16 protein-coding genes and 1 pseudogene are annotated in these 18,969 nt (G+C 70.0%); 1 reads left to right on the top strand and 16 read right to left on the bottom strand.

Annotation, left to right across the window (positions count from 1 at the left end):
* Positions 1–3: 3 nt before the first annotated feature.
* From scpB to NB3_RS21015, 10 genes are all read right to left on the bottom strand, one after another.
* Entirely contained in the window at positions 4–660 is a 657-nt protein-coding gene (gene scpB / locus NB3_RS21060) for an SMC-Scp complex subunit ScpB (RefSeq protein WP_067806127.1), read from the bottom strand.
* Positions 661–693: 33 nt separating this feature from the next.
* The gene (locus NB3_RS21055; RefSeq protein WP_244892011.1) at positions 694–1,707 is read right to left on the bottom strand and encodes a segregation and condensation protein A; all 1,014 of its coding nucleotides are present in this window, start codon (positions 1,705–1,707) and stop codon (positions 694–696) included.
* A 539-nt stretch (positions 1,708–2,246) separates the two neighbouring features.
* A complete protein-coding gene (locus NB3_RS21050) occupies positions 2,247–3,221 on the bottom strand; it encodes a ParA family protein (protein ID WP_443093672.1) in 975 nt (324 codons plus the stop codon).
* Positions 3,222–3,382: 161 nt separating this feature from the next.
* Complete coding sequence (locus tag NB3_RS21045) at positions 3,383–3,847, bottom strand: cupin domain-containing protein (protein ID WP_067806121.1); 465 nt, start codon at positions 3,845–3,847, stop codon at positions 3,383–3,385.
* Between the two features lie 136 nt (positions 3,848–3,983).
* Complete coding sequence (gene xerD / locus NB3_RS21040) at positions 3,984–4,928, bottom strand: site-specific tyrosine recombinase XerD (RefSeq protein ID WP_067806118.1); 945 nt, start codon at positions 4,926–4,928, stop codon at positions 3,984–3,986.
* A gap of 6 nt (positions 4,929–4,934) precedes the next feature.
* Entirely contained in the window at positions 4,935–5,594 is a 660-nt protein-coding gene (locus NB3_RS21035; protein ID WP_067806115.1) for an NUDIX domain-containing protein, read from the bottom strand.
* 4 nt (positions 5,595–5,598) lie between these two features.
* A complete protein-coding gene (gene pyrG / locus NB3_RS21030) occupies positions 5,599–7,320 on the bottom strand; it encodes a CTP synthase (protein WP_067806112.1) in 1,722 nt (573 codons plus the stop codon).
* A gap of 214 nt (positions 7,321–7,534) precedes the next feature.
* The gene (locus tag NB3_RS21025) at positions 7,535–8,476 is read right to left on the bottom strand and encodes a copper transporter (protein ID WP_067806110.1); all 942 of its coding nucleotides are present in this window, start codon (positions 8,474–8,476) and stop codon (positions 7,535–7,537) included.
* A gap of 9 nt (positions 8,477–8,485) precedes the next feature.
* Positions 8,486–9,700, bottom strand: a complete 1,215-nt coding sequence (steA, locus tag NB3_RS21020; protein WP_067806107.1) for a putative cytokinetic ring protein SteA — start codon at positions 9,698–9,700, stop codon at positions 8,486–8,488.
* Positions 9,701–10,075: 375 nt separating this feature from the next.
* Positions 10,076–10,495, bottom strand: coding sequence for a hypothetical protein (locus NB3_RS21015; RefSeq protein ID WP_067806105.1), 420 nt, complete (start codon positions 10,493–10,495; stop codon positions 10,076–10,078).
* Positions 10,496–10,958: 463 nt separating this feature from the next.
* Between NB3_RS21015 and NB3_RS21010 the strand changes: the two genes are divergently transcribed.
* Entirely contained in the window at positions 10,959–11,378 is a 420-nt protein-coding gene (locus NB3_RS21010) for an SRPBCC family protein (RefSeq protein ID WP_067806103.1), read from the top strand.
* A gap of 9 nt (positions 11,379–11,387) precedes the next feature.
* Here the strand turns inward: NB3_RS21010 and recN are convergent, their stop codons facing one another.
* The 6 genes and pseudogenes from recN to NB3_RS35935 all read right to left on the bottom strand — a co-directional run.
* Positions 11,388–13,172 (bottom strand): DNA repair protein RecN, encoded by a 1,785-nt coding sequence (gene recN / locus NB3_RS21005; RefSeq protein ID WP_067806100.1) that lies wholly within the window; start codon positions 13,170–13,172, stop codon positions 11,388–11,390.
* On the bottom strand, positions 13,150–14,109 hold the full coding sequence (locus NB3_RS21000; RefSeq protein ID WP_067806212.1) for an NAD kinase: 960 nt from the start codon (positions 14,107–14,109) through the stop codon (positions 13,150–13,152). Before NB3_RS21000 ends, recN begins: the two co-directional genes overlap by 23 nt.
* Positions 14,106–14,927 (bottom strand): TlyA family RNA methyltransferase, encoded by an 822-nt coding sequence (locus tag NB3_RS20995; RefSeq protein WP_067806097.1) that lies wholly within the window; start codon positions 14,925–14,927, stop codon positions 14,106–14,108. The genes NB3_RS21000 and NB3_RS20995 overlap by 4 nt, the downstream gene beginning before the upstream one ends.
* Before the next feature lies 1 nt (position 14,928).
* On the bottom strand, positions 14,929–15,219 hold the full coding sequence (locus NB3_RS20990) for a hypothetical protein (protein ID WP_067806094.1): 291 nt from the start codon (positions 15,217–15,219) through the stop codon (positions 14,929–14,931).
* 13 nt (positions 15,220–15,232) lie between these two features.
* Positions 15,233–16,123, bottom strand: a complete 891-nt coding sequence (locus NB3_RS20985; RefSeq protein WP_067806091.1) for an HAD-IIA family hydrolase — start codon at positions 16,121–16,123, stop codon at positions 15,233–15,235.
* Positions 16,124–17,088: 965 nt separating this feature from the next.
* Positions 17,089–18,042 (bottom strand): annotated as a pseudogene (locus NB3_RS35935) (tetratricopeptide repeat protein); the annotation flags it as partial.
* Positions 18,043–18,969: the final 927 nt, after the last annotated feature.

Genomic DNA, 18,969 nt, shown 5'->3' with positions numbered 1-18,969 from the left:
CTGTCACTCTTCGGTGCCGAGGTCCAAGTCGGCCTCGGCGGGTTTCCTCGACCTGGTGTAGCGGGGGTCCGTCTCCAGGCTCTCGTTGATCTCATCGATCAGGTCGACGCCCGGAAGCAAGGGCGCCAGCGGCGGCAGATCGCTCAGCGAAGCCAGTCCGATCCGTTCCAGGAACAGCTCGGTGGTGCGGTACAGCGTTCCGTTGGTCTCCGGGTCGACGCCTGCCTCGGCGATCAGGCCCCTGGCCAGCAGTGTGCGCATCACCCCGTCGACGTTCACGCCGCGCACGGCGCTGACCCTGGTCCTGGTCACCGGCTGACGGTATGCCACCACCGCCAGGGTCTCCAAGGCCGCCCGGGTCAGTTTCGATCGGGAGCCGTCGAGCAGCATCCGCTCCACATACGGCGCGTACTCGCTGCGAGTATAGAAGCGCCAGCCGTCACCGACGAAACGCAGATCTATCCCGCTGGACCGCGCCGACAGTTCGGCGGACATCTCGCGCAGGGTCCGTTCCACCCGCTCGACGCTGTCGCCGAGAGCGGCCGCGAGCTGGTCAGCCGGGGCGGGCGAGTCGACGACCAGCAGCATGGCCTCGAGCGCCGAACGGAGATCGGCGTCGGCGAGCGGTTCGGGGGTGAGTTCCACCACTGCCTCACTCATGACCGCGCCTCGGCTCCCTCGCGCTCTGCTCACTCACCCGTAGTCCTCCTCGATCGTCACGGTGTCCACTTGTTGCGCGGCCTCGTCGCCGATCCAGCTCACCGACAAGGGACCGAGCGGATCGGGCTGGTCGAACTCGATCGTCTTGCCGCGATACAGCTCGAGCAGCGCCAGGAAGCGGGCGACGATCTGGACCGGAACCTCACAATCGGCGACCAGCTCGCCGAAGGAGGTCCACGCCCCCGCACCACGCTGTCTGAGCCGCTCCAGCACCAGCGCCGCCTGCTCGGCCACCGAGATCGCGTGCGTGTGCAAGTGGTCGAGCCCGACCTTGGGTACCGGACGGGGCCGGAAGGCCGCCGCGGCGATCGCGGCGAACTCGGCCGCCCCGACACCCAGCCTAACCTCGGGCAGCAGTCCGGCGTAGCGCTCCTCCAGGCCGACCGCGCGCGGATAGCGGCGCAGCGCGGCCGCCTCCAGCTCGCCGAGCAGTTCGGCGACCTGCTTGAACGCGCGGTATTGCAGCAGCCGCGCGAACAGCAGGTCGCGCGCCTCGAGCAGCTCCAGGTCCTCCGCGTCGGTCATCTCCCCCGACGGCAGCAGCCGCGCCGCCTTCAGATCCAGCAACGTGGCGGCGACGACCAGGAATTCCGTGGTCTGGTCCAGGATCTTGTCCGCCCGCAAGGTGTTCTGCCGCGCCATGTTCGCGGTCAGCGCCTTGGTGTAGGCGATGAATTCGTCGGTGACCTTGTGCAGCGCCACCTCGGTGACGTCCAGTTTGCGCGAGCTGATCAGGGTGAGCAGCAGATCGAAGGGGCCCTCGAAGTTGCTCAGCCGCAGGCGGAACCCGGTCGCCTGCGGCTCGGGCGACGGTGCCGCTCCGGCCTCCGGTGCGCCGGGCGCGTTCTGCGAGAGGGCCGGTGCTTCCAGCGGGCCGGGCGAGGAGCCGGGCTCATCCGCCGCATTGGGCGAGGAACCACCGCTTGGTTCCGACGCCAGCCGTTCGGAGCCGGGCTCATCCGCCGCGCTGGCTGAAGAACCGCGCATATCCGGCGCACTGGGCGAAGAACGACGTGCATCCAGCACGTCCCGCGCAAGACCATGTTCATCCGGCGCGGAGCCGCGAGCGTCCCGCACATCGGGCGTCGAGCCTGGTTCCTTCAGCGGGGCGGGTGCATCGCCGGGTGCCTCCGCCGCATCGTGAGCCGCGGAAGGGACATCAGGTGCGTCGACGGACCGATCGTCCGGTCTCTCCGGGACGATCGTCTCACCAGGCCGCGCGGGTGGTTTCGTGGCGGTTTCGTCCCCACGGTCCCGCGCAGGCGGGGTGTCCGCCGCCGTCTCCGGCGCGGTTCGTCCGGTGGAACCTCCGGCGATGGCCGGGTTCGGGCGACGGGGGGCGGCGTCGCGGCCCGCGGCGATGAACGCCGCCGCCGCGTTTCCGAGCGCGGGAGCGGCCGGCCTGGATTCGCGCCGCTCACCGGCCTCGGGTGCCTGATCGTCCGGCGTCGGAGTCGGTCCGGCCGCGGAAGACCCCTGGCCGGACGGGTCGTGGTCGGACGCGGACGAGGGGTCGGAGCGGCCGGTCACCGGCCCGATCGGTGGATGACTTCCCGAGCCATCGACCGATACGCCTCGGCGCCACTGGATTTCGGCGCCCAGGTGGTGATCGGCTCGCCCGCGACGCTGGCGTCCGGGAAACGGACGGTGCGCGCGATGGCGGTGTCGTAGACCAGGTCACCGAACACCTCGACCACGCGCGCCATCACCTGGCGGGAATGCAGCAGTCGCGAGTCGAACATGGTGACCACTATCCCGTACAGGCTCAACCGCGGGTTCAGCCGGTCCCGCACCTTCTCCACGGTGTCGTTGAGCAGCGCGAGCCCGCGCAGCGAGAAGTACTCGCATTCCATCGGGATGATCACGCCGTCCGAGCAGGCCAAGGCGTTGACCGTGAGCAGGCCGAGTGACGGCTGGCAGTCGATCAGGATGTAGTCGTAGCGGTTGCGGATCGGCTCCAGCGCGCGGCCGAGCGACTGTTCCCGGCCCACCTCGTTGACCAACTGGATCTCGGCGGCGGAGAGATCGATATTGCTGGGCAGCAGATCCAGGTTCGGGACCCGGGTCTGCATCAGCACGTCGTCGATCGACACCTTGGAGCCGATGAGCAGATTGTGCACGGTCAGGTCGAGATCGTGATGGGCGACGCCGAGCCCGGCCGACAGCGCGCCCTGCGGGTCCAGGTCGACGAGCAGGACGCGACGGCCGTATTCGGCCAGCGCGGCACCGAGATTGATGGTGGAGGTGGTCTTGCCGACGCCGCCCTTCTGATTGCACATGGCCACGATCAGCGCGTCACCGTGCTGGCCGACCGGCGGCGGGTCGGGCACCAGCCGCAACGGCCGTCCGGTCGGGCCGAGCGTCGCGTCCTCCGGGACCGGTTCCACTCCGTGGCCCCACAGCGTTTCCGCCGCGGCGGGCGAGTACGGACCCGGTCGCGAGCCCGTAAGCGGCTCCGCCCCAGCACCCATCGGCGGCTCTGCCGCGCCGGCTGTCGTCACGATCCGCTGCTCCTTATACGTTCCTGCCCGTTGCCTCGCCGAGCGTAGCGAGGCCGATCATGGGCCGACCTCGCTTTCGTGCGGTCCAGCTCTCGATAGACGCTACCGCTTGACGGCACTCGAGTGTCGCGCCTCCGCGCGGCGTGTTCGTGCCGCGCTGGTCAGCGCCAGTGCGGTCCGCCATCGAAATGAACGTCGAACCGGTCGTGCAACTCGTTCATACTGTCCCAGTCCGCCTCCCCGCGCGCGATCCGGCCGAGTTGCCGGAAGTATTCGAAGCGGACGATACCGGGTGTGAGCACAGCCAGAAACTCGGCGGGGCCGTCGGCGGCGGCTCCGAAGGCGTGCACCGCGCCCGGCGGAACCACCACGAGGCCACCTTCGCCCACCGAGCTGCGGGTGCCGTCCACGAGGAAATCCATTGTGCCGCCGAGCACATAGAAGATCTCGGTCGACTTCGTGTGGTGGTGTGGCCGGGTGCCGTCCGCACCCGCGGCCAGGGTCAGCCGATTGGCGCCGAAGAGCCCTTCGGAATTCTCGCTGTCCTCCAGGAGCCGGAAGGAACCGCCGCCGGGCAGCGGAATAGCTTCGACGTCGGCCTCGTGGACGATGAAAGACTTTGCCATGCAATTCACCTCGCGTTGTGGTCGGGAACCGGGCCGTCGGCGACAGCGTCGCACACCCGGCGACCAGCACAACCGGACCGCAGTCCATTTTGTTCCGTTCCCTGCCCGCGCGCGAAGCCCCCGAATCCGCAACGATTTACCGCGCACGGGGATGCGCGGTAGCCCACACCTCGCGCAGGGTGTTGACCGTGACCAGCGTGTAGATCTGCGTCGTGGTCACCGAGGCGTGGCCGAGCAGTTCCTGCACCACCCGCACGTCGGCGCCCCCGTCGAGCAGATGGGTGGCGAAGGAGTGGCGCAGCGTGTGCGGCGACACCGCCGCCGCGATGCCCGCCCGTTCGGCGGCGGTGTGCAGGACCTGCCAGGCGCTCTGTCGGGACAGCCGCGCGCCGCGGACGTTCAGGAACAGGGCTCCGGCGTTGCCTTTTCCGCGCGCGGCGAGCACGGGCCGCCCGCGCACCAGGTAGGCGTCCACGGCGGCGAGCGCGGGTCGTCCGATCGGCACCAGACGCTGTTTGCCGCCTTTGCCGCGCAGGACCACCGCGCGCTCTTCGATGTCCAGATCGTCGACGTCGAGCCCGACCGTTTCCGAGATCCGCGCGCCGGTGGAATACAGCAATTCCAGCAGCGCGCGGTCGCGCAGGCCGCGCGGTCCGCCGTCCACGCCCGCGGCGGGGTCGCCCTGACCACCGCCTGCCGCTTCCAGCAGTTTCAGCACCTGGTCGTAGGGCAGCGCCTTGGGCAACCTGCGCCCCGGCGCGGGCGGCTTCACCGCGTGCGCCACATCGGTGTCGGTGAGCCCTTCCGCGGCGGCGAAGCGATGCCAGCCGCGCACCGCGATCAGCGCGCGGGCCACCGAGCTCGCCGCCAGCGGCGGGCGTCCTGGACCGCCGGAGCGCAGCGCCATGGTGAACTCCGCGACGTCGGACTCGTCGACCCGGTCGAGCGATTCGATGCCGCGGCCGCTCAGGAACTCCAGATACCGGCCGAGGTCACGCCGGTAGGCGCCCAGGGTGTTGGGCGCGACGCCGCGCTCGACGGCGAGGTGGTCGAGATAGGTGTCGAGTTCGCGACCGAGCACCTGCGGTCAGTCTTCTGACTTCGCGGCCGCCTTGCGGCGCAGGAAGGTCGTCGGCTGCCCGTCCCATGGCGCGTCCGGCGGCCGCGGTTCGATGCCGCCCGCCCGCGCCGCCGCCAGGGCGAGCACGCCCGCGACCGCGGTGGCGTTGACGATCTCGCCGCTCAGCGCCGCGCGCACCGCCGCGTCGACCGGCATGCGGACCACTTCCAGGTCCGCCTCCTCGAATTCCGGGTCGGGACGCTCGGTTTCGTACAGCCCGCGGGCCAGGTAGACGCGCAGCGCTTCGTCGGTGAACCCGGGCGAGAGCGCCACGTCCACCAGCACCGCCCAGTCCCGCGCGGCCAGCCCGGTCTCCTCGGCCAGCTCACGGCGCGCCGCGACCAGCGGGTCCTCGCCGGGCACGTCGAGCAGCCCGGCGGGCAGTTCGAGCAGCCGCCTGCCGATCGGGTGGCGGTACTGGTTGATCAGCACCACATTGCCGTCGTCGTCGATCGCGGCGACGGCGACGGCGCCGTGGTGCTCGATCACCTCGCGCTCCACGACCTTGCCGCCCGGCATGCGCACCTGGTCGAGCCGCAGCGCGAGGATCGCGCCGCTGTAGACGGTCCTGCTGGATTCGATCCGGAAATCGTGGCTGCCCGGCTCGGCAGCGCCCCCGTTGCTCATGCCGCTACGCCTGTTCCGCCGCACCCGCCAGTTCTTCGCCGGGAATGTCCACCGGAAGACGTTCGGCCGCTTTGTATTTCAGCGCCGCCGAGATGAGCGCCGCGAACAGCGGATGCGGGCGGGTCGGCCTGCTCTTCAACTCCGGGTGCGCCTGCGTGGCGACGAAGAACGGATGCACGTCGGCGGGCAGCTCGACGAACTCGACCAGGTGGCCGTCCGGCGAGGTGCCACTGAACTTCAGGCCGCTCTCGGCGATCTTGTCGCGGTAAGCGTTGTTCACCTCGTACCGGTGGCGATGACGCTCGGAGACGTGCTCGCTGCCGTAGGCCTGGGCGACGACCGAGCCCTTCTCCAGGGTCGCCGGGTAGGCGCCGAGCCGCATGGTGCCGCCGAGATCGGCCTCCCCGGCCACGGCCTGCTCCTGGTCGGCCATGGTGGAGATGACCGGGTGCGGCGTGTCCGGCTCGAATTCGGCCGAGTTGGCCTCCACCAGCCCCACCCGGCGCGCCGCCTCGATCACCACGCACTGCAACCCGAGGCACAGGCCGAGCAGCGGAATGCCGCGGGTGCGCGCGTAGTGGATCGCGCCGACCTTGCCCTCGATGCCGCGGATGCCGAAGCCGCCGGGGATCAAGACGGCGTCCACGTCGCGCAGCGCGTGCTGCGCGCCCGCGGGCGTCTCGCACTCGTCGGAGGGCACCCAGCGGATGTTCACCTTGGCCCGCGAGGCGAACCCGCCCGCGCGCAGCGCTTCGGTGACCGAGAGGTAGGCGTCGGGCAGATCGACGTACTTGCCGACCAGCGCGACCTCGACGGTCTCGCGCGGCGAGTGCACCCGGTCGAGCAGATCGCCCCACACCGTCCAGTCCACGTCGCGGAACGGCAGGCCGAGCCTGCGCACCACGTAGGCGTCCAGGCCCTCCCGGTGCAGCACGCGCGGGATGTCGTAGATCGACCGCGCGTCCGGGGTGGAGATGCAGGCGTCGACCTCGACGTCGCACATCAGCGCGATCTTGCTCTTCAGCGACTGCGGGACCTCGCGATCGCAGCGCAGGATCAGCGCGTCGGGCTGGATGCCGATATTGCGCAGCGCCGCCACCGAGTGCTGGGTCGGCTTGGTCTTCAACTCACCGGAGGGCGCCAGGTAGGGCACCAGCGAGACGTGCAGGAAGAAGACGTTGTCGCGGCCGACGTCGTGGCGGATCTGGCGGGCGGCCTCCAGGAACGGCTGCGACTCGATGTCGCCGACGGTGCCGCCGATCTCGGTGATCACCACGTCCGGGGTCTGCCCCTGTAGATCGGGGCCGCGCATCGCGAGGATCCGGTGCTTGATCTCGTCGGTGATGTGCGGGATCACCTGCACCGTGTCGCCGAGATACTCGCCGCGGCGCTCCTTGGCGATGACCGACGAATAGATCTGCCCGGTGGTCACGTTCGCGTCGCGGGACAGGTCCCGGTCGAGGAAACGCTCGTAGTGGCCGACGTCGAGGTCGGTCTCCGCGCCGTCCTCCGTCACGAACACCTCGCCGTGCTGGAAGGGGTTCATCGTGCCGGGATCGACGTTCAAGTACGGGTCGAGTTTCTGCATCGTGACGCGCAGCCCACGCGCCGTCAGCAGCTGACCGAGGCTGGAGGCGGTAAGACCTTTACCCAATGAGGAGGCGACACCACCGCTGACGAAGATGTGCTTCGTGTCCGTTCGCGCCTGAATCCGTGTTTGACCCACGGGTCTTCACGGTAACACGAATCCGCCCGTCCGTTCGACTGCCACGCGCGTTTGCCCGCCGATCGCGGGAGGTCGATGAGAGCCCGCGCGTCCGGAGTGTGGGGCGGGTCTCTTCGGTCGCCGGTGTGCGTCGAGAGTCGGCGCCGCGACAGCGATCGTTCGAGGCCAGGGGCTGGAACCCTGCGGGTCGACCGGCGATGCCGTTGGCGACCGGTCAGCCCGGCACCACGGCCAGGGTGAGCGAGGCCGCTTTCGCGCCGGTGCCGTAGCGCCCGGCGCCGCCGTTGAGCTGCTCGCCCAGCGCGAGCACGGTGGTGACCCGGCCGAGCTCGCGTTCGACGTTGTCGACCGTGCTCACCTGGGCCGCGAGCGCGGCGTCGGCGCGGACCACGGCGATCGGCCCCTGCCCGTCGGCGGCGCCGGCGCGACCGGCGAGCACCACTCCCGCGCCGCGGCCGCGCAGCGCGCCCGCGAAGCGCGCGATGTTCGGTCCCGCGCCGTCCCCGGCCGCGGCGGCGTCCCCGGTGATCACGACCGCGAGCTGCGCGGGCCGCACCGGTGTGTCGCCGTAGGCGAGGAAGCCGCCGCCGCGCAGCGTCTCCAGTGCCAGCCCGAGCTCCTCCGGGGTGCTCCGAGTTTGCCCGCTGGCCGGATCGAGCAGCAGCACCAAGCCGAGCAGATCACCGGCCATACTGCCCTGATCCACCGCGCCGGTCCGCAGCTGCGCCCCGGCCGGGATGACGTTCGTCAGGGCCGTGCGCATCCGATCGCCCTCGGTGGCGTCGGCGAACGCCTCGGTGAGCGCGATCCGGCCGGTGACGGCGGCGCCCGCCGCCGCGAGCGCTCTGCTCACCGCCTCGACGTCCGCCGGGTCGGCGTCGGGGGTCGTGAATACGACGACGCCGCGGTCGGCCAGCGTACCGCCGAGAATGCGGCCCGACGAGCCGGCGATGAAACGGTCGGCCGCCGCGGTCTGCTCGTCGAGCTGCCGGTTCCGCTCGGTCAGAGTGTCCACCTGCTGACGCAGATCCGCCTTGTCCGCGCGCAACCCCGACAGCAGATCGGCCGCGAGGGTCTGGGATCCGAGCACCACACCGATCGCGAGCGCGAGAAAGATCGCGACGATCGAGATGGCGTGCTGGCGCAGCGAAATCATCGTTCTCCTTCAGAGTTCCCGAGCTGTGATCTGCCCCTGCGCCCACCGCGCGAGGCGGTTCCAGGTGTCCACACCCCAGTCCAGGACGTCCCCGCCGCTGTTGGAGGCCAGCACCACGACGATCACCGCCACCAGCGCGGCGAGCACCACCAGCGCGACGGCGACCCCGGACACGCGGTTGCCGTACAGGGTGGCCACCGCCTTGGCGTCCATCAGCTTCGTGCCCACCTTCAGCCGGGTCAGGAAGGTGGCCGGGTTGCTGTCGCGGCGTCCCCGGTCGAAGAAGTCGTCGAGGGAGGCGGGCGCTCCCGCGGTGACGATCAGCGCGGCGCCGTGATGGTCGGCCAGCAGCAACGCCAGATCGGCCGCCGAGCCCGAGGACGGGAACGTGGTCGCGCCGATGCCGAGATCCTGGATGCGTTCGAGCCCCTTGGCGCGACCGTCGGTGTCGGCGGGCAGGATCACCTCGGCGCCGCACTTCATCGTCGCGGTGGTGATCTCCTCCGGGTCGCCCACGATGACGTCGGGCCGGTACCCGCGCCTGCGCAGGGTGTCCGCGCCACGGCCGACGCCGATCAGGATGGGGGCGTACTCCTGGATGAACGGCTTGAGCCGCTGTAGGTCCTCGGCGTGGTCTGGACCGTCGGCGACGACGACCACATGCCGTTGCCTCATCACCAGGTCCAGTTGCGGAACGCCGAACCCGTCGATGAGCAGCGCGCTCTCGGTCCGGATGAACTCGATGGTGTTGCCCGCGAAGGCCTCGAGGTGATCGGCGAGGCCGTTGCGCGCTTCGATCATCCGCTCGGCGATGGCGGTCTCGGTGAGTTCGATGCCTTCGACGAGCACCTCGGGGTCCTTCTTGATCAGCCGGTCGGCGTAGACCACGCCGCCGTCGACGCGGACCTTGACGCCGTCCTTGATCTTCTTGAACGCATCCGAACTCACCGTGTCCAGCAGCAGGATGCCGTGGGACACCAGCGCCTCGGGGCCGAGATTCGGGTAGCGGCCGGAGATGGACGGCGAGGTGTTGATCACCGCGCCGACGCGCGCCTCGACCAGCCGGTCGGCGGTCATCCGGTCCAGGTCCATCTCGTCGAGGACGACGATGTCCCCCGGCCCGACCCGGCCGAGCAGCCGCCGGGTGTTGCGATCCACCCGGGCCGTCCCGATCAGACCAGGAAGCGTTTCGGTGTTCCGCGACAACAGCGCCGGCATCTTCATGGAGCGATGATGACCGCAAACTCTCAACCATTGATGGAGGCGCGCCGTCACCGAGAGACCCGATTCGAAATACCGCTACATCGTGGCAATCAAACCCGCTCAACGATCAGCCCTGCCTTGTTCCGCAGTTCGATCCCCGACCTCATATACCGATCTGGAGATTTCCACGCGATTCGACTGAACACCGACTTCGCCCGCGACCATATGACCGTTCGCAGCAATCAATTCGCGAATTCCTCTTCGAATCTCATTCGCGGTCGATCCCGGCACCTCTCGCAGCCGACGGCGAATTGATAGCTACCCTAGCGGCCGAAGCGATCAGCTAGGTGGCGCGACTCCGAGCGCCCACGAGCGCGGCTCGATCGAGCGAGATCGTCAGCACCACTTGGCCCGTGGACGGCACACGGTCCAGCCACTGCCGTCCGGACGCTGGGTGCGCGTCCATGCCGCCTCCCCCGCCCCATTGCCCGCGTCGCCCTCGCCGGACCTCGGCTTGCCCTGCCGGTGGTACTCCCGCAACGCGTGCTGATGCTCGTTCTGCCGCAACGGATTCGGGTCGGAGTGCTGATATCCGTACGGATCGATCTTGTGCCAGCCCGTCGAGTCGCCGTGCGAACCCGAGCGTCCCGAGTGGTCCGAACGAGACAACGACTCCGCCGCGGCGCCACCCGCCGCGGCGACCGTTCCCGCGGCGAGCCCGGTGATGATCAGCGCGAACGCGCCCTTCTTCGATCGCCCCCGGTCTCGCCCCGTCGCCGATCCGCGAAGGCGCGCTCCGCTCGTCTCGAACGTCATCGGAAGAACACTGCGCATGATGGCCCCTTTGCATCGGCACTTCCCGCTGGCGGGCGGAATTCACCCGCCGTTAATCTACTGATTTCAATAGTAGAAGATGAACCGGACATTACGGACACGAGTTGGATACGGTGTCAGCTCTGAGCGCGAAAACCATTGGTCGTTACGAGCTTTGCCGCCGTGAACTACCCAGGCACACCTCCGACGAACACGTCAGACCACAGCAGACAACACACCGGACAGAATTTTCCACGGATACTCTCAGTAGAACGGACCTTTGTGCGCCTGACCTGCGGCACCACCGAGCATCGACTTCGACACCGCACGCAAGCGCGGCAGCGGCCGGAACAACCCGGCAACCCGGACGGCTCGCCCCCGAGTGTGATGCGGACGACACGATCACCGAGCCGCGCCCGGTGTAGCTATATGCTGCCGGTCACACGTAACTGGAAGAGGAGAATTCATGGCCAGCACCACCGTCGACGCCGTCATCGCCGCCCCGCGCGAGGTCGTCTACCGGCTCTTCGCCGACCGCGAGAGCATCAGCCCTTACATTCCCGCCCAGGTCAAGCTGGTCAAGCCCGGCCTGACCGAGCGGGAGGGCGTCGGCGCGCAGCACCTGATCGGCCTCGGCCCGGTCGGTATCACCGAGGAGATCACCAAGCTGGTGCCCGGTGAGCGGATGGAGTACAAGGTCGTCAAGGGCGCGCCGGTGAAGCGGCACGTCGGCATCGTCACCTTCGCCGACGCCGACAACGGCACCCGGGTCTCCTACACGATGGAGTCCGACCCGTCGCTTCCGGTGCCCGCCAAGGTGCTCGAATTCGGTCTGAAGAACCTGATCGGCGTGTTCATCAAGGGCGCGCAGAAGGCGGTGCGCTGACCGGCGCGCTCAGCGCGTGGCCACCTCGGCGCCCGCTTTCTCGGCGCGCGCCGTCGCCAGTAGTTCCTCGGCGTGCGCCCGGCCGGTCTCGGTATCGTCGAGACCGGCCAGCATCCGCGCCAGCTCGACCACCCGCTCGTCGTTGGTCAGCGCCCGGACGCCGCTGTTGACCGTGCCCTTGCCGTCGTCGGATTTGTCGACCACCAGGTGCGTGTCGGCGAACGCCGCGACCTGCGGCAGATGGGTCACCACGATCACCTGATGCGTGCGCGCCAGCCGCGCCAGCCTGCGACCGATCTCCACCGCGGCTCGCCCGCCGACGCCCGCGTCGACCTCGTCGAACACCATGGTCGCGCCGTGCTCGGACCCGGCGAGCACCACCTCCAGCGCCAGCATCACCCGGGACAGCTCACCGCCGGACGCGCTCTTGCTCAACGGCAACGACTGCGCGCCCGAATGCGCCGCCAGCCGGAACTCGACCTCATCGATGCCTGCGGACCCGGCGTGCAATTCCTTGCCGTCGACGGTGAGCGGCGCCGAGTCCTGCGCACCCGCGGGCACCGGCCGCACCTCCACCTCCAGACGCGCCTTGCCCATCGCCAGACCACCGAGTTCGGCGCTCACCGCGGCCGCCAGTTTGCCCGCCGCCTTGGCCCGCGCCGCGCTCAGCTTCTTCGCCGCCTCCCGCACCCGCTCGGCGGCGGTGTCCACCTCCGCGGCCAGCTTCGCCAGCGCCTCCTCGGAGACGTCCAGCGACCCGAGCCGGGTGCGGGCCTCCTGCGCCCAGGCCAGCACCCCGTCGATGTCGGGTGCGTACTTGCGGGTCAGCGTCTTCAATTCGGCCTGGCGGGTGAGCAGCGAATCCAGCGCACCCGGGTCCGAAGGCAGATCCGACAGGTACCCGCTCAGCTCGGTGGTCACGTCGACCACCACGGCGATGGCGTCGGCCACGCGCGGAGCGAGCGCGACCAGCGCCGGATCGTCGGCGGCCTCGATGCGGGCACGCGCGGCGCCGAGCGCCTCCAGCGCGCCGGCACCGTCTCCGGGAGCGTCGGCGGGCCCGGCCAGCGCTTCGTGCGCGGTGGCCGCCGCTTCCCGCAGCGAGTCCAGGTCACTGAGCCTGCGCACCTCGTCGACGATGCGCACGTCTTCGCCGGGTTCCGGCGCGATCGCGTCGATTTCGCGCAGCGAGTGCTCGAGCCGTTCGGCCTCGAGCGCCAATTCCCGGCTGCGCGCGGTCCGTTCGAGCAGCTCGGTGCGAGCGTCGAGCCACGATCGGCGCAGCACCTGGTATTTCCGCAGCAGCGCGCCCACCGCGTCGCCGGCGAACTGGTCCAGTGCCGACAACTGCTGGTCGGGACGCTGCAAACGCAGCTGATCGTTCTGGCCGTGCACGGTCAGCAAGGGTGCGGTGAAATCGGCCAGCACCGAGGCGGGCACGCCGCGACCGCCGAGATGCGCACGTGAGCGTCCGTCGCTGCCGACCGTGCGGATCGCGATGACACTGCCGTCGTCGTCCTGCTCGGCCGCGGCCGCCTCCAGCACCTGCGCGACCTCGGCGCGGGCGGCGTCGTTCACGTCGTCGATGGTGAACCGGCCCTCGACCACGGCGCGGGACGCCCCGAGCCGGACCCGCCCCGCGTCCGCGCGCGCACCGCTGAGCAGATGCAGGCTGGTCACCACCATGGTCTTGCCCGCGCCGGTCTCGCCGGTCAGGCAGGTCAGTCCCGCGTGGAACTGCGCGGTCGCCGTGGAAATGACGCCAAGCCCGTCAATCCTGATCTCTGTCAGCACTTGTGCTCTCCGTTCGCCGTCGGCCACGCCAGCCTGTCACGGGCAATTGGAACTTGCGCACCATCCGGTCGGCGAACGGTGCGGAGTCCAGCCGCACCCAGCGCACCGGTCGAGCGCCGCGAACCGCCTCGACCCGGCCACCGCTGGGCAGTGCGAGCGTGCGCCTGCCGTCCAGGAAAACTATCGCATCGTGTCCGGTCGCTACCGACTCGACCGCGATCCGCGAATCCGGGCTGGTCACCAGCGGTCGCGCGAACAGGGCATGGGCATTGCTCGGAATCACCAGCAAGGCTTCGAGTTCCGGCCACACCACCGGCCCGCCCGCGGAGAAGGCGTAGGCGGTCGACCCGGTCGGAGTGGAGATGAGGATGCCGTCGCAGCCGAACGAGGACACCGGGCGGCCGTCGACCTCCAGCACCACTTCCAGAACGCCCATGCGGGAAGCGTTCTCGATGCTCGCCTCGTTCAACGCCCAACCGCTCTCGACGACCTCGTCCTCGATCCGCACCGTGACATCGATGGTCATCCGGTGCTCGATCGTGTAGTCGCGCCGGACCACCTGGGCGAGCGCCTCGTCCAAGTGCTCCGCCTCGGCCTCGGTGAGGAACCCGATGCGGCCGAGGTTGATGCCGAGCACCGGCACCCCGGCCGGGCGGGCCAGCTCGGCTGCGCGCAAGAACGTTCCGTCGCCACCGAGCACGAGCACCATCTCGCAGCCGACCGCGGCCTGCGGGCTGTGTTCCACCACGCGCACCGGAAAACCGCCCGGCTCCTCCTCGAACCGCGTGCTGTCCGCTTCATCGGCGAGCACGCGCAGGCAGATCCCCGCCTCCGCGAAGATCTTCGCCACCCGGTGCGCGGTCTCGATGATCTCCGCGCGCCCCGGATGCGACACCAGCAGAATCTCCCGGCCGCAAGGCTGAGCCGGCGCGTTCACTGTGGACCCTCCTCAACCGCGCGCTCGACCAACGCGGCGACCCGCTCGCCGTCGTACTCGAACGGCCCGTCGTTGCGCAGCCACAAGAAGTATTCGACATTGCCCGACGGGCCCGGCAACGGGCTCGCCACGACACCGGCGGTGCGCAGGCCCAGCTCCGCGGCCGCCGCCGCCACCGCGCGCACCGCGTCGGCACGCAACGCGGGATCACGCACGACACCGCCCGAGCCGACCCGTTCCTTACCGACCTCGAACTGCGGTTTCACCATGGGCAGCAGGTCGGCGCCCGGCGCGGCGCACGCGGCCAGCGCGGGCAGCACCAGGCTCAGCGAAATGAACGACAGGTCGCCCACCACCACCTCAACCGTGCCACCGATCGTTTCGGGCGTCAGGTTGCGCACGTTGGTCCGATCGAACACCCTGACCCGCTCGTCGTTGCGCAGGCGCCAGACCAGCTGGCCGTAGCCGACGTCGACCGCGACGACCTCCCGCGCTTGCCGCGCCAGCAGCACGTCGGTGAAACCGCCGGTCGACGCGCCCGCGTCCAGGCAGCGCTTGCCCGCTACGGACAGCCCTTCCGGCTCGAACCGCTCCAGCGCGCCGAGCAGTTTGTGCGCACCCCGCGAGGCCCACGACACCTCGTCCGGCTCCTCGCGGACCACCAGCGGCGTGCCCGCCTCGACCGCGGTCGCCGGCTTCACCGCGACCGTTCCAGCTATCAGGACGCGGCCCGCGCCGATCAGCTCGACCGCGTGTTCCCGCGATCTCGCCAACCCGCGGCGAACCAGTTCCGCGTCCACCCGCGCGCGTCTGGCCACCTCAGATCTTGTCCACCGTGGCCAAGGCCTGTACCAGCACGTCATGTGCCTGCTCCAGGATGCGAGCGCGACGGGTGATGTCGACTCCGGCCTCGGCGCTGTCGGTCGCGACCCCGGTTCGGCCGGGGAAGTCGAGTTCGGCGAGCAAGTTGTCGACCTCGCCGCGGATGCGATCCGGGTCGGCAGGCTCCTGGTGTCCGTGCGCGCCCGGCAGGTGCTGGCCGGGCAGGGGCACTCCCGGACGGGGCCCCGGTGCACCGGGGCCGCTCGGACGAGGCGTAGCAGTAGTCATCGTGGCGTCAACGCTATCGGATTTCCGAATCGGACGCGCGGACCGTCACAGCTCGTCCCGGATTGCGCTGGAGCGATTCGCCGAGATCGGCGTCCGGCTCGACGGCTACGGCGGCGTGATTGAGCGCGTCGAGCGAGTCGGCGACATAGGTCGGGAGCTGCCCGTCCGTGGCCTTGCGCAATTCATCCAGCGTGCTGACACCGGTGAGCACCAGCAACGAGTCGAGACCGACGCGGTTGGCGCCCTCGATATCGGTGTCGAGACGATCGCCCACCACCAAAGCGGCGCGGGAACCGGCCCGGACGAGCGCGTCCTCCAGCAGCGGCGCGTAGGGTTTGCCCGCCACGATGGGCTCGCGATCGGAGGCGGCCCGCAGGGCGGCGACCATCGCACCGTTGCCCGGCGCGAGGCCGCGTTCGTTCGGCAGGGTCCGGTCGGTGTTGGCCGCGACCCACAGTGCGTCCGCGCGCAGAGCGTAGGCGGCTTCGGCTAGGTCCGGCCACGAGGTCTGCGGCGAATGTCCTTGCACCACAGCGGCCGGCGCGGCGCCGTCGAAGCGCCGGATCGGCCGCAACCCGACACCGTCCACCTCGGCGGCCAAGTCGTCGGTGCCGACCACCAGCACCGGCGCACCCGGGTCGAGCCGCTCGGCCAGCAGCCGCGCCGCTGCCTGCGCGCTGGTCACCACCTCATCGGCAGACGCGGGAAACCCGAGCTCGGACAGATGGGCGGCCACTACCTGCGGCCCGCGGCTGGCGTTGTTGGTGACATACACCAGCCGCTGGCCCGCCTGCCCGTCCGCGGTCAGCGCTTCCGGCGCCCCCTCGATCACCTCGTGACCGCGATACAGCGTTCCGTCCAGATCCAGCAGCAGGGCTCGGTAGCGATCTCGTAGTCGCGTCACACCACTCTCACTCCGTGTCACCGTTCGGCGCCGTGCCGACTCGTCACCGCCGGACCCGCCGAGTCCGGGACATCGACACTACGCCAGCGAGCGGACCGAAAAGACGTGGCGTCAGCCACTCCCGCGGCAGCGGAGTGCAAGCGCCGCACGGCGGTTCCCGGATCACCGATGGCTTGTCGCGCCCGCTCTGCCGAGAGGTCCGGCCTCGGTACCTCCGCACACATCAGCGCGGAAATCGACCGCCTCGCTCGCCGCACAGGTTGTCATCGAGGCATGGCGCGCCGACGAACCCACGTCCGGCCGTCGTGCCCCGACCAGGAGCACCTGGGCAAGGGCCACACAGTCCGCCCGGCATTCGCTGTTGCTCCCCGGGTCGGCAACCCCTTCACAGGATGTCGAACATGTTCTACGACTTGGACGGAGAGACGGATGCTGAGGAGCGGGCAGCGAACAGACGGAGGCAGTGTCGCGGAAGCAGGTGAGGCCTCAGTCGGCACGTTCCGCCGCCACGAGGCATCGGCGTATGGTCCGCACCGTCCACGCCACCGAACACGCTTCTAGCGAAAGGTTCATCAAGGCCTGGCCCGCCGACCAACTTGCGTCCGGCCGTCGTGCACCCGACGTTCGCTGTTCCGCCCTCTCGGGGTCGGCAATCACCATCGACCGCACGCGCACACCACGTGCGTCACCTGGTCTCTATAACCATCGTCGCGGCGGCGGGCGGACCTCGGCCGTCGACGGAAAACAGACGCCGCCGTACCCCGTGAGTTGGGCGCCCCGTTCCTCAACATCCGTCTCTCCGTCCAAGTCGCCGGAGGCAGTGTTGAGGAACCGGGTGAGGCCTTCGGCACGTTCCGTCGCCAAGGGGGCATCGGCGTATGGTGCGGACCTGCCCGCCAGGAAGACCCTTTCGGTCGAGGCCGCCGACGCATCAGGCATCGGCGGCCAATCGGGTCACGGATCGATCAGATGTCGCTGTCCCCGGTGAGTTCGGCGGCGCGTTCCTCGGCGTCCGTCTCTCCGTCCAAGTCGGCGGAAGCGGCGTTGAGGAACCAGGTGAGGCCTTCGTCGGTGCGCCCCGCCGCCACGAGGGCATCGGCGTAGGCGTAGAAGAGGCGAGCCGCGGCGGATCCGGTGCGGGACGGGTCGAGATCCGAGGTCTGCAGAGTGACGACGGCTTGGTCGTACTGACCGAGGTCCATGCGCGCGCCTGCCACGACGATGCGCAGTTCGGCGGCCTCATCGCCACGCAAAGCGCGCGCCTCGTCACTGCGACCGAGTTCGATCGCGCGTTCGGGACGCCCGAGGCCGCGCTCGCAGTCCGCCATGACGGCCAGCAGCCCGGAGCCACCGGACATCCGGCGCGCGGTCCGCAGTTCCGACAAGGCCTCCGCCCATTCACCGGCGTGGTAGGCGACAACTCCCGCGGTCTCACGCACGACCGCGATCCGCCCCGCCCGTTGCCGCGCGGCCCTGGCATGCGCGAGAGCGAGCCCGGGATCGTCGTCGAGCAGGCGCACCGCCATCACCAGGTGCCTGGCGACCGTCTCCGCGTTGCCTTTGTCCAAGCTGAGCAGATCGCGCCGCACGGCGGAGTCGAGATCGGCAGCCTGCACCTCGTCCGGCAGGTCGGGTTCCTCCGGCCGCGGCGGTCGGCGGTCGAGCGAACGGCCCGCGCCCACCCGGGCTCCTTCGCCGCCCCTGCGCCGATCCTCGCCACGCGATGTCGAACCTTCGCGATCGTCGTCGCGCCGGCCGTCACGGTCCGATCCCTGGCGACGGCGATCGTCGTCGCGCCGCTGGAATCCGGACTCACCGCGCCGCCCCGCGTCACCGCGATCATCGAAGTCGCCACGACGCTTGAATCCAGCGCGCTCGCCCGCCTCACCGCGGCGTGCTTCACCCCGGTCACCGGAATCGTCACGGCGACGGTCGAACCCACCACGTGGTGAATCACCCCGGGGGGAGTCACCACGACGGAACCCGCCGCGAGCGCCGGAGTCACCGCCCGAACGGTTTCCACCGCGCGATTCGTCGCGCCGCTCTTCGGAATCGCCGCGGCGTTTGAAGCCACCCCGGTCGGCGGAATCGTCGTACCGTCTGAAACCGCCGCGCTCTCCCGGCCCACCACGGCCAGCGGGCTCGTCACGGTATCCGCCACGCGCGCCGGAGTCACCGCCCGAACGGAAACCACCGCGCGATTCGTCGCGCCGCTCTTCGGAATCGCCGCGGCGTTTGAAGCCGCCACGGTCGCCGGAATCGTCGTACCGTCGGAAACCGCCGCGCTCTCCCGGCCCACCACGGCCCGCGGGCTCGTCCCGACGCTGGAAACCACCGCGCTTGGGCGCGTCGCCCCCGCGGCGGAAGCCACCGGTGTCACCGGTCTGGTCGCCGGAGTCCCGGCGTCCGAATCCACCGCGCTGGCCGCCGCGTTTGTCGGCGCCGCCGCTGTCTCCGCGACGATCGAAGCCACTGGAATTGTCGCGGCGCTGAGAACTCCCCCGGTCGGACGAGCCTTCCCGCCCGCCGTAACCGCCCGCTTCGCCGCGACGGTTGTAGCCGCCGCGTTCCCCGGAGTCACCTCGACGGTTGAATCCCCCACCGCGGCGGTCCGCGTCCTGGTTATCGCTTCGCCGGCCGGACCCGGAATCGGGAGCGCCGCGCCGGAAGGGCTTCCGATCGTCGTTTTGTTCCGGCACGGTGCTCCCTTTCTTTGTTCCGCGAAAAGTCGGTATTCGCCACAAATTGAATCACGCACCTGCGGTGGGGTGCGGTCACGGCGACTTCGCCGGAGCTCCATCAGGTGCTCAAACGACGAAAGGGGACCCAGATTCTGGGTCCCCAAT

This window comes from Nocardia beijingensis NBRC 16342 (assembly GCF_001612785.1).
In the GTDB taxonomy this organism is placed as follows: Bacteria; Actinomycetota; Actinomycetes; order Mycobacteriales; family Mycobacteriaceae; genus Nocardia; species Nocardia beijingensis.
This window is presented reverse-complemented; position numbering and strand designations above follow the sequence as displayed.

Coding starts and splice junctions, on each gene's coding strand:
- NB3_RS20990 (WP_067806094.1), bottom strand. CDS start 15,219: ATGACTACTGCTACGCCTCGTCCGAGCGGCCCCGGTGCACCGGGGCCC.
- NB3_RS21035 (WP_067806115.1), bottom strand. CDS start 5,594: ATGAGCAACGGGGGCGCTGCCGAGCCGGGCAGCCACGATTTCCGGATC.
- scpB (WP_067806127.1), bottom strand. CDS start 660: ATGAGTGAGGCAGTGGTGGAACTCACCCCCGAACCGCTCGCCGACGCC.
- NB3_RS21010 (WP_067806103.1), top strand. CDS start 10,959: ATGGCCAGCACCACCGTCGACGCCGTCATCGCCGCCCCGCGCGAGGTC.
- steA (WP_067806107.1), bottom strand. CDS start 9,700: ATGAAGATGCCGGCGCTGTTGTCGCGGAACACCGAAACGCTTCCTGGT.
- NB3_RS21055 (WP_244892011.1), bottom strand. CDS start 1,707: ATGCGCGGTTCTTCAGCCAGCGCGGCGGATGAGCCCGGCTCCGAACGG.
- NB3_RS21025 (WP_067806110.1), bottom strand. CDS start 8,476: ATGATTTCGCTGCGCCAGCACGCCATCTCGATCGTCGCGATCTTTCTC.
- NB3_RS21045 (WP_067806121.1), bottom strand. CDS start 3,847: ATGGCAAAGTCTTTCATCGTCCACGAGGCCGACGTCGAAGCTATTCCG.
- NB3_RS21015 (WP_067806105.1), bottom strand. CDS start 10,495: ATGACGTTCGAGACGAGCGGAGCGCGCCTTCGCGGATCGGCGACGGGG.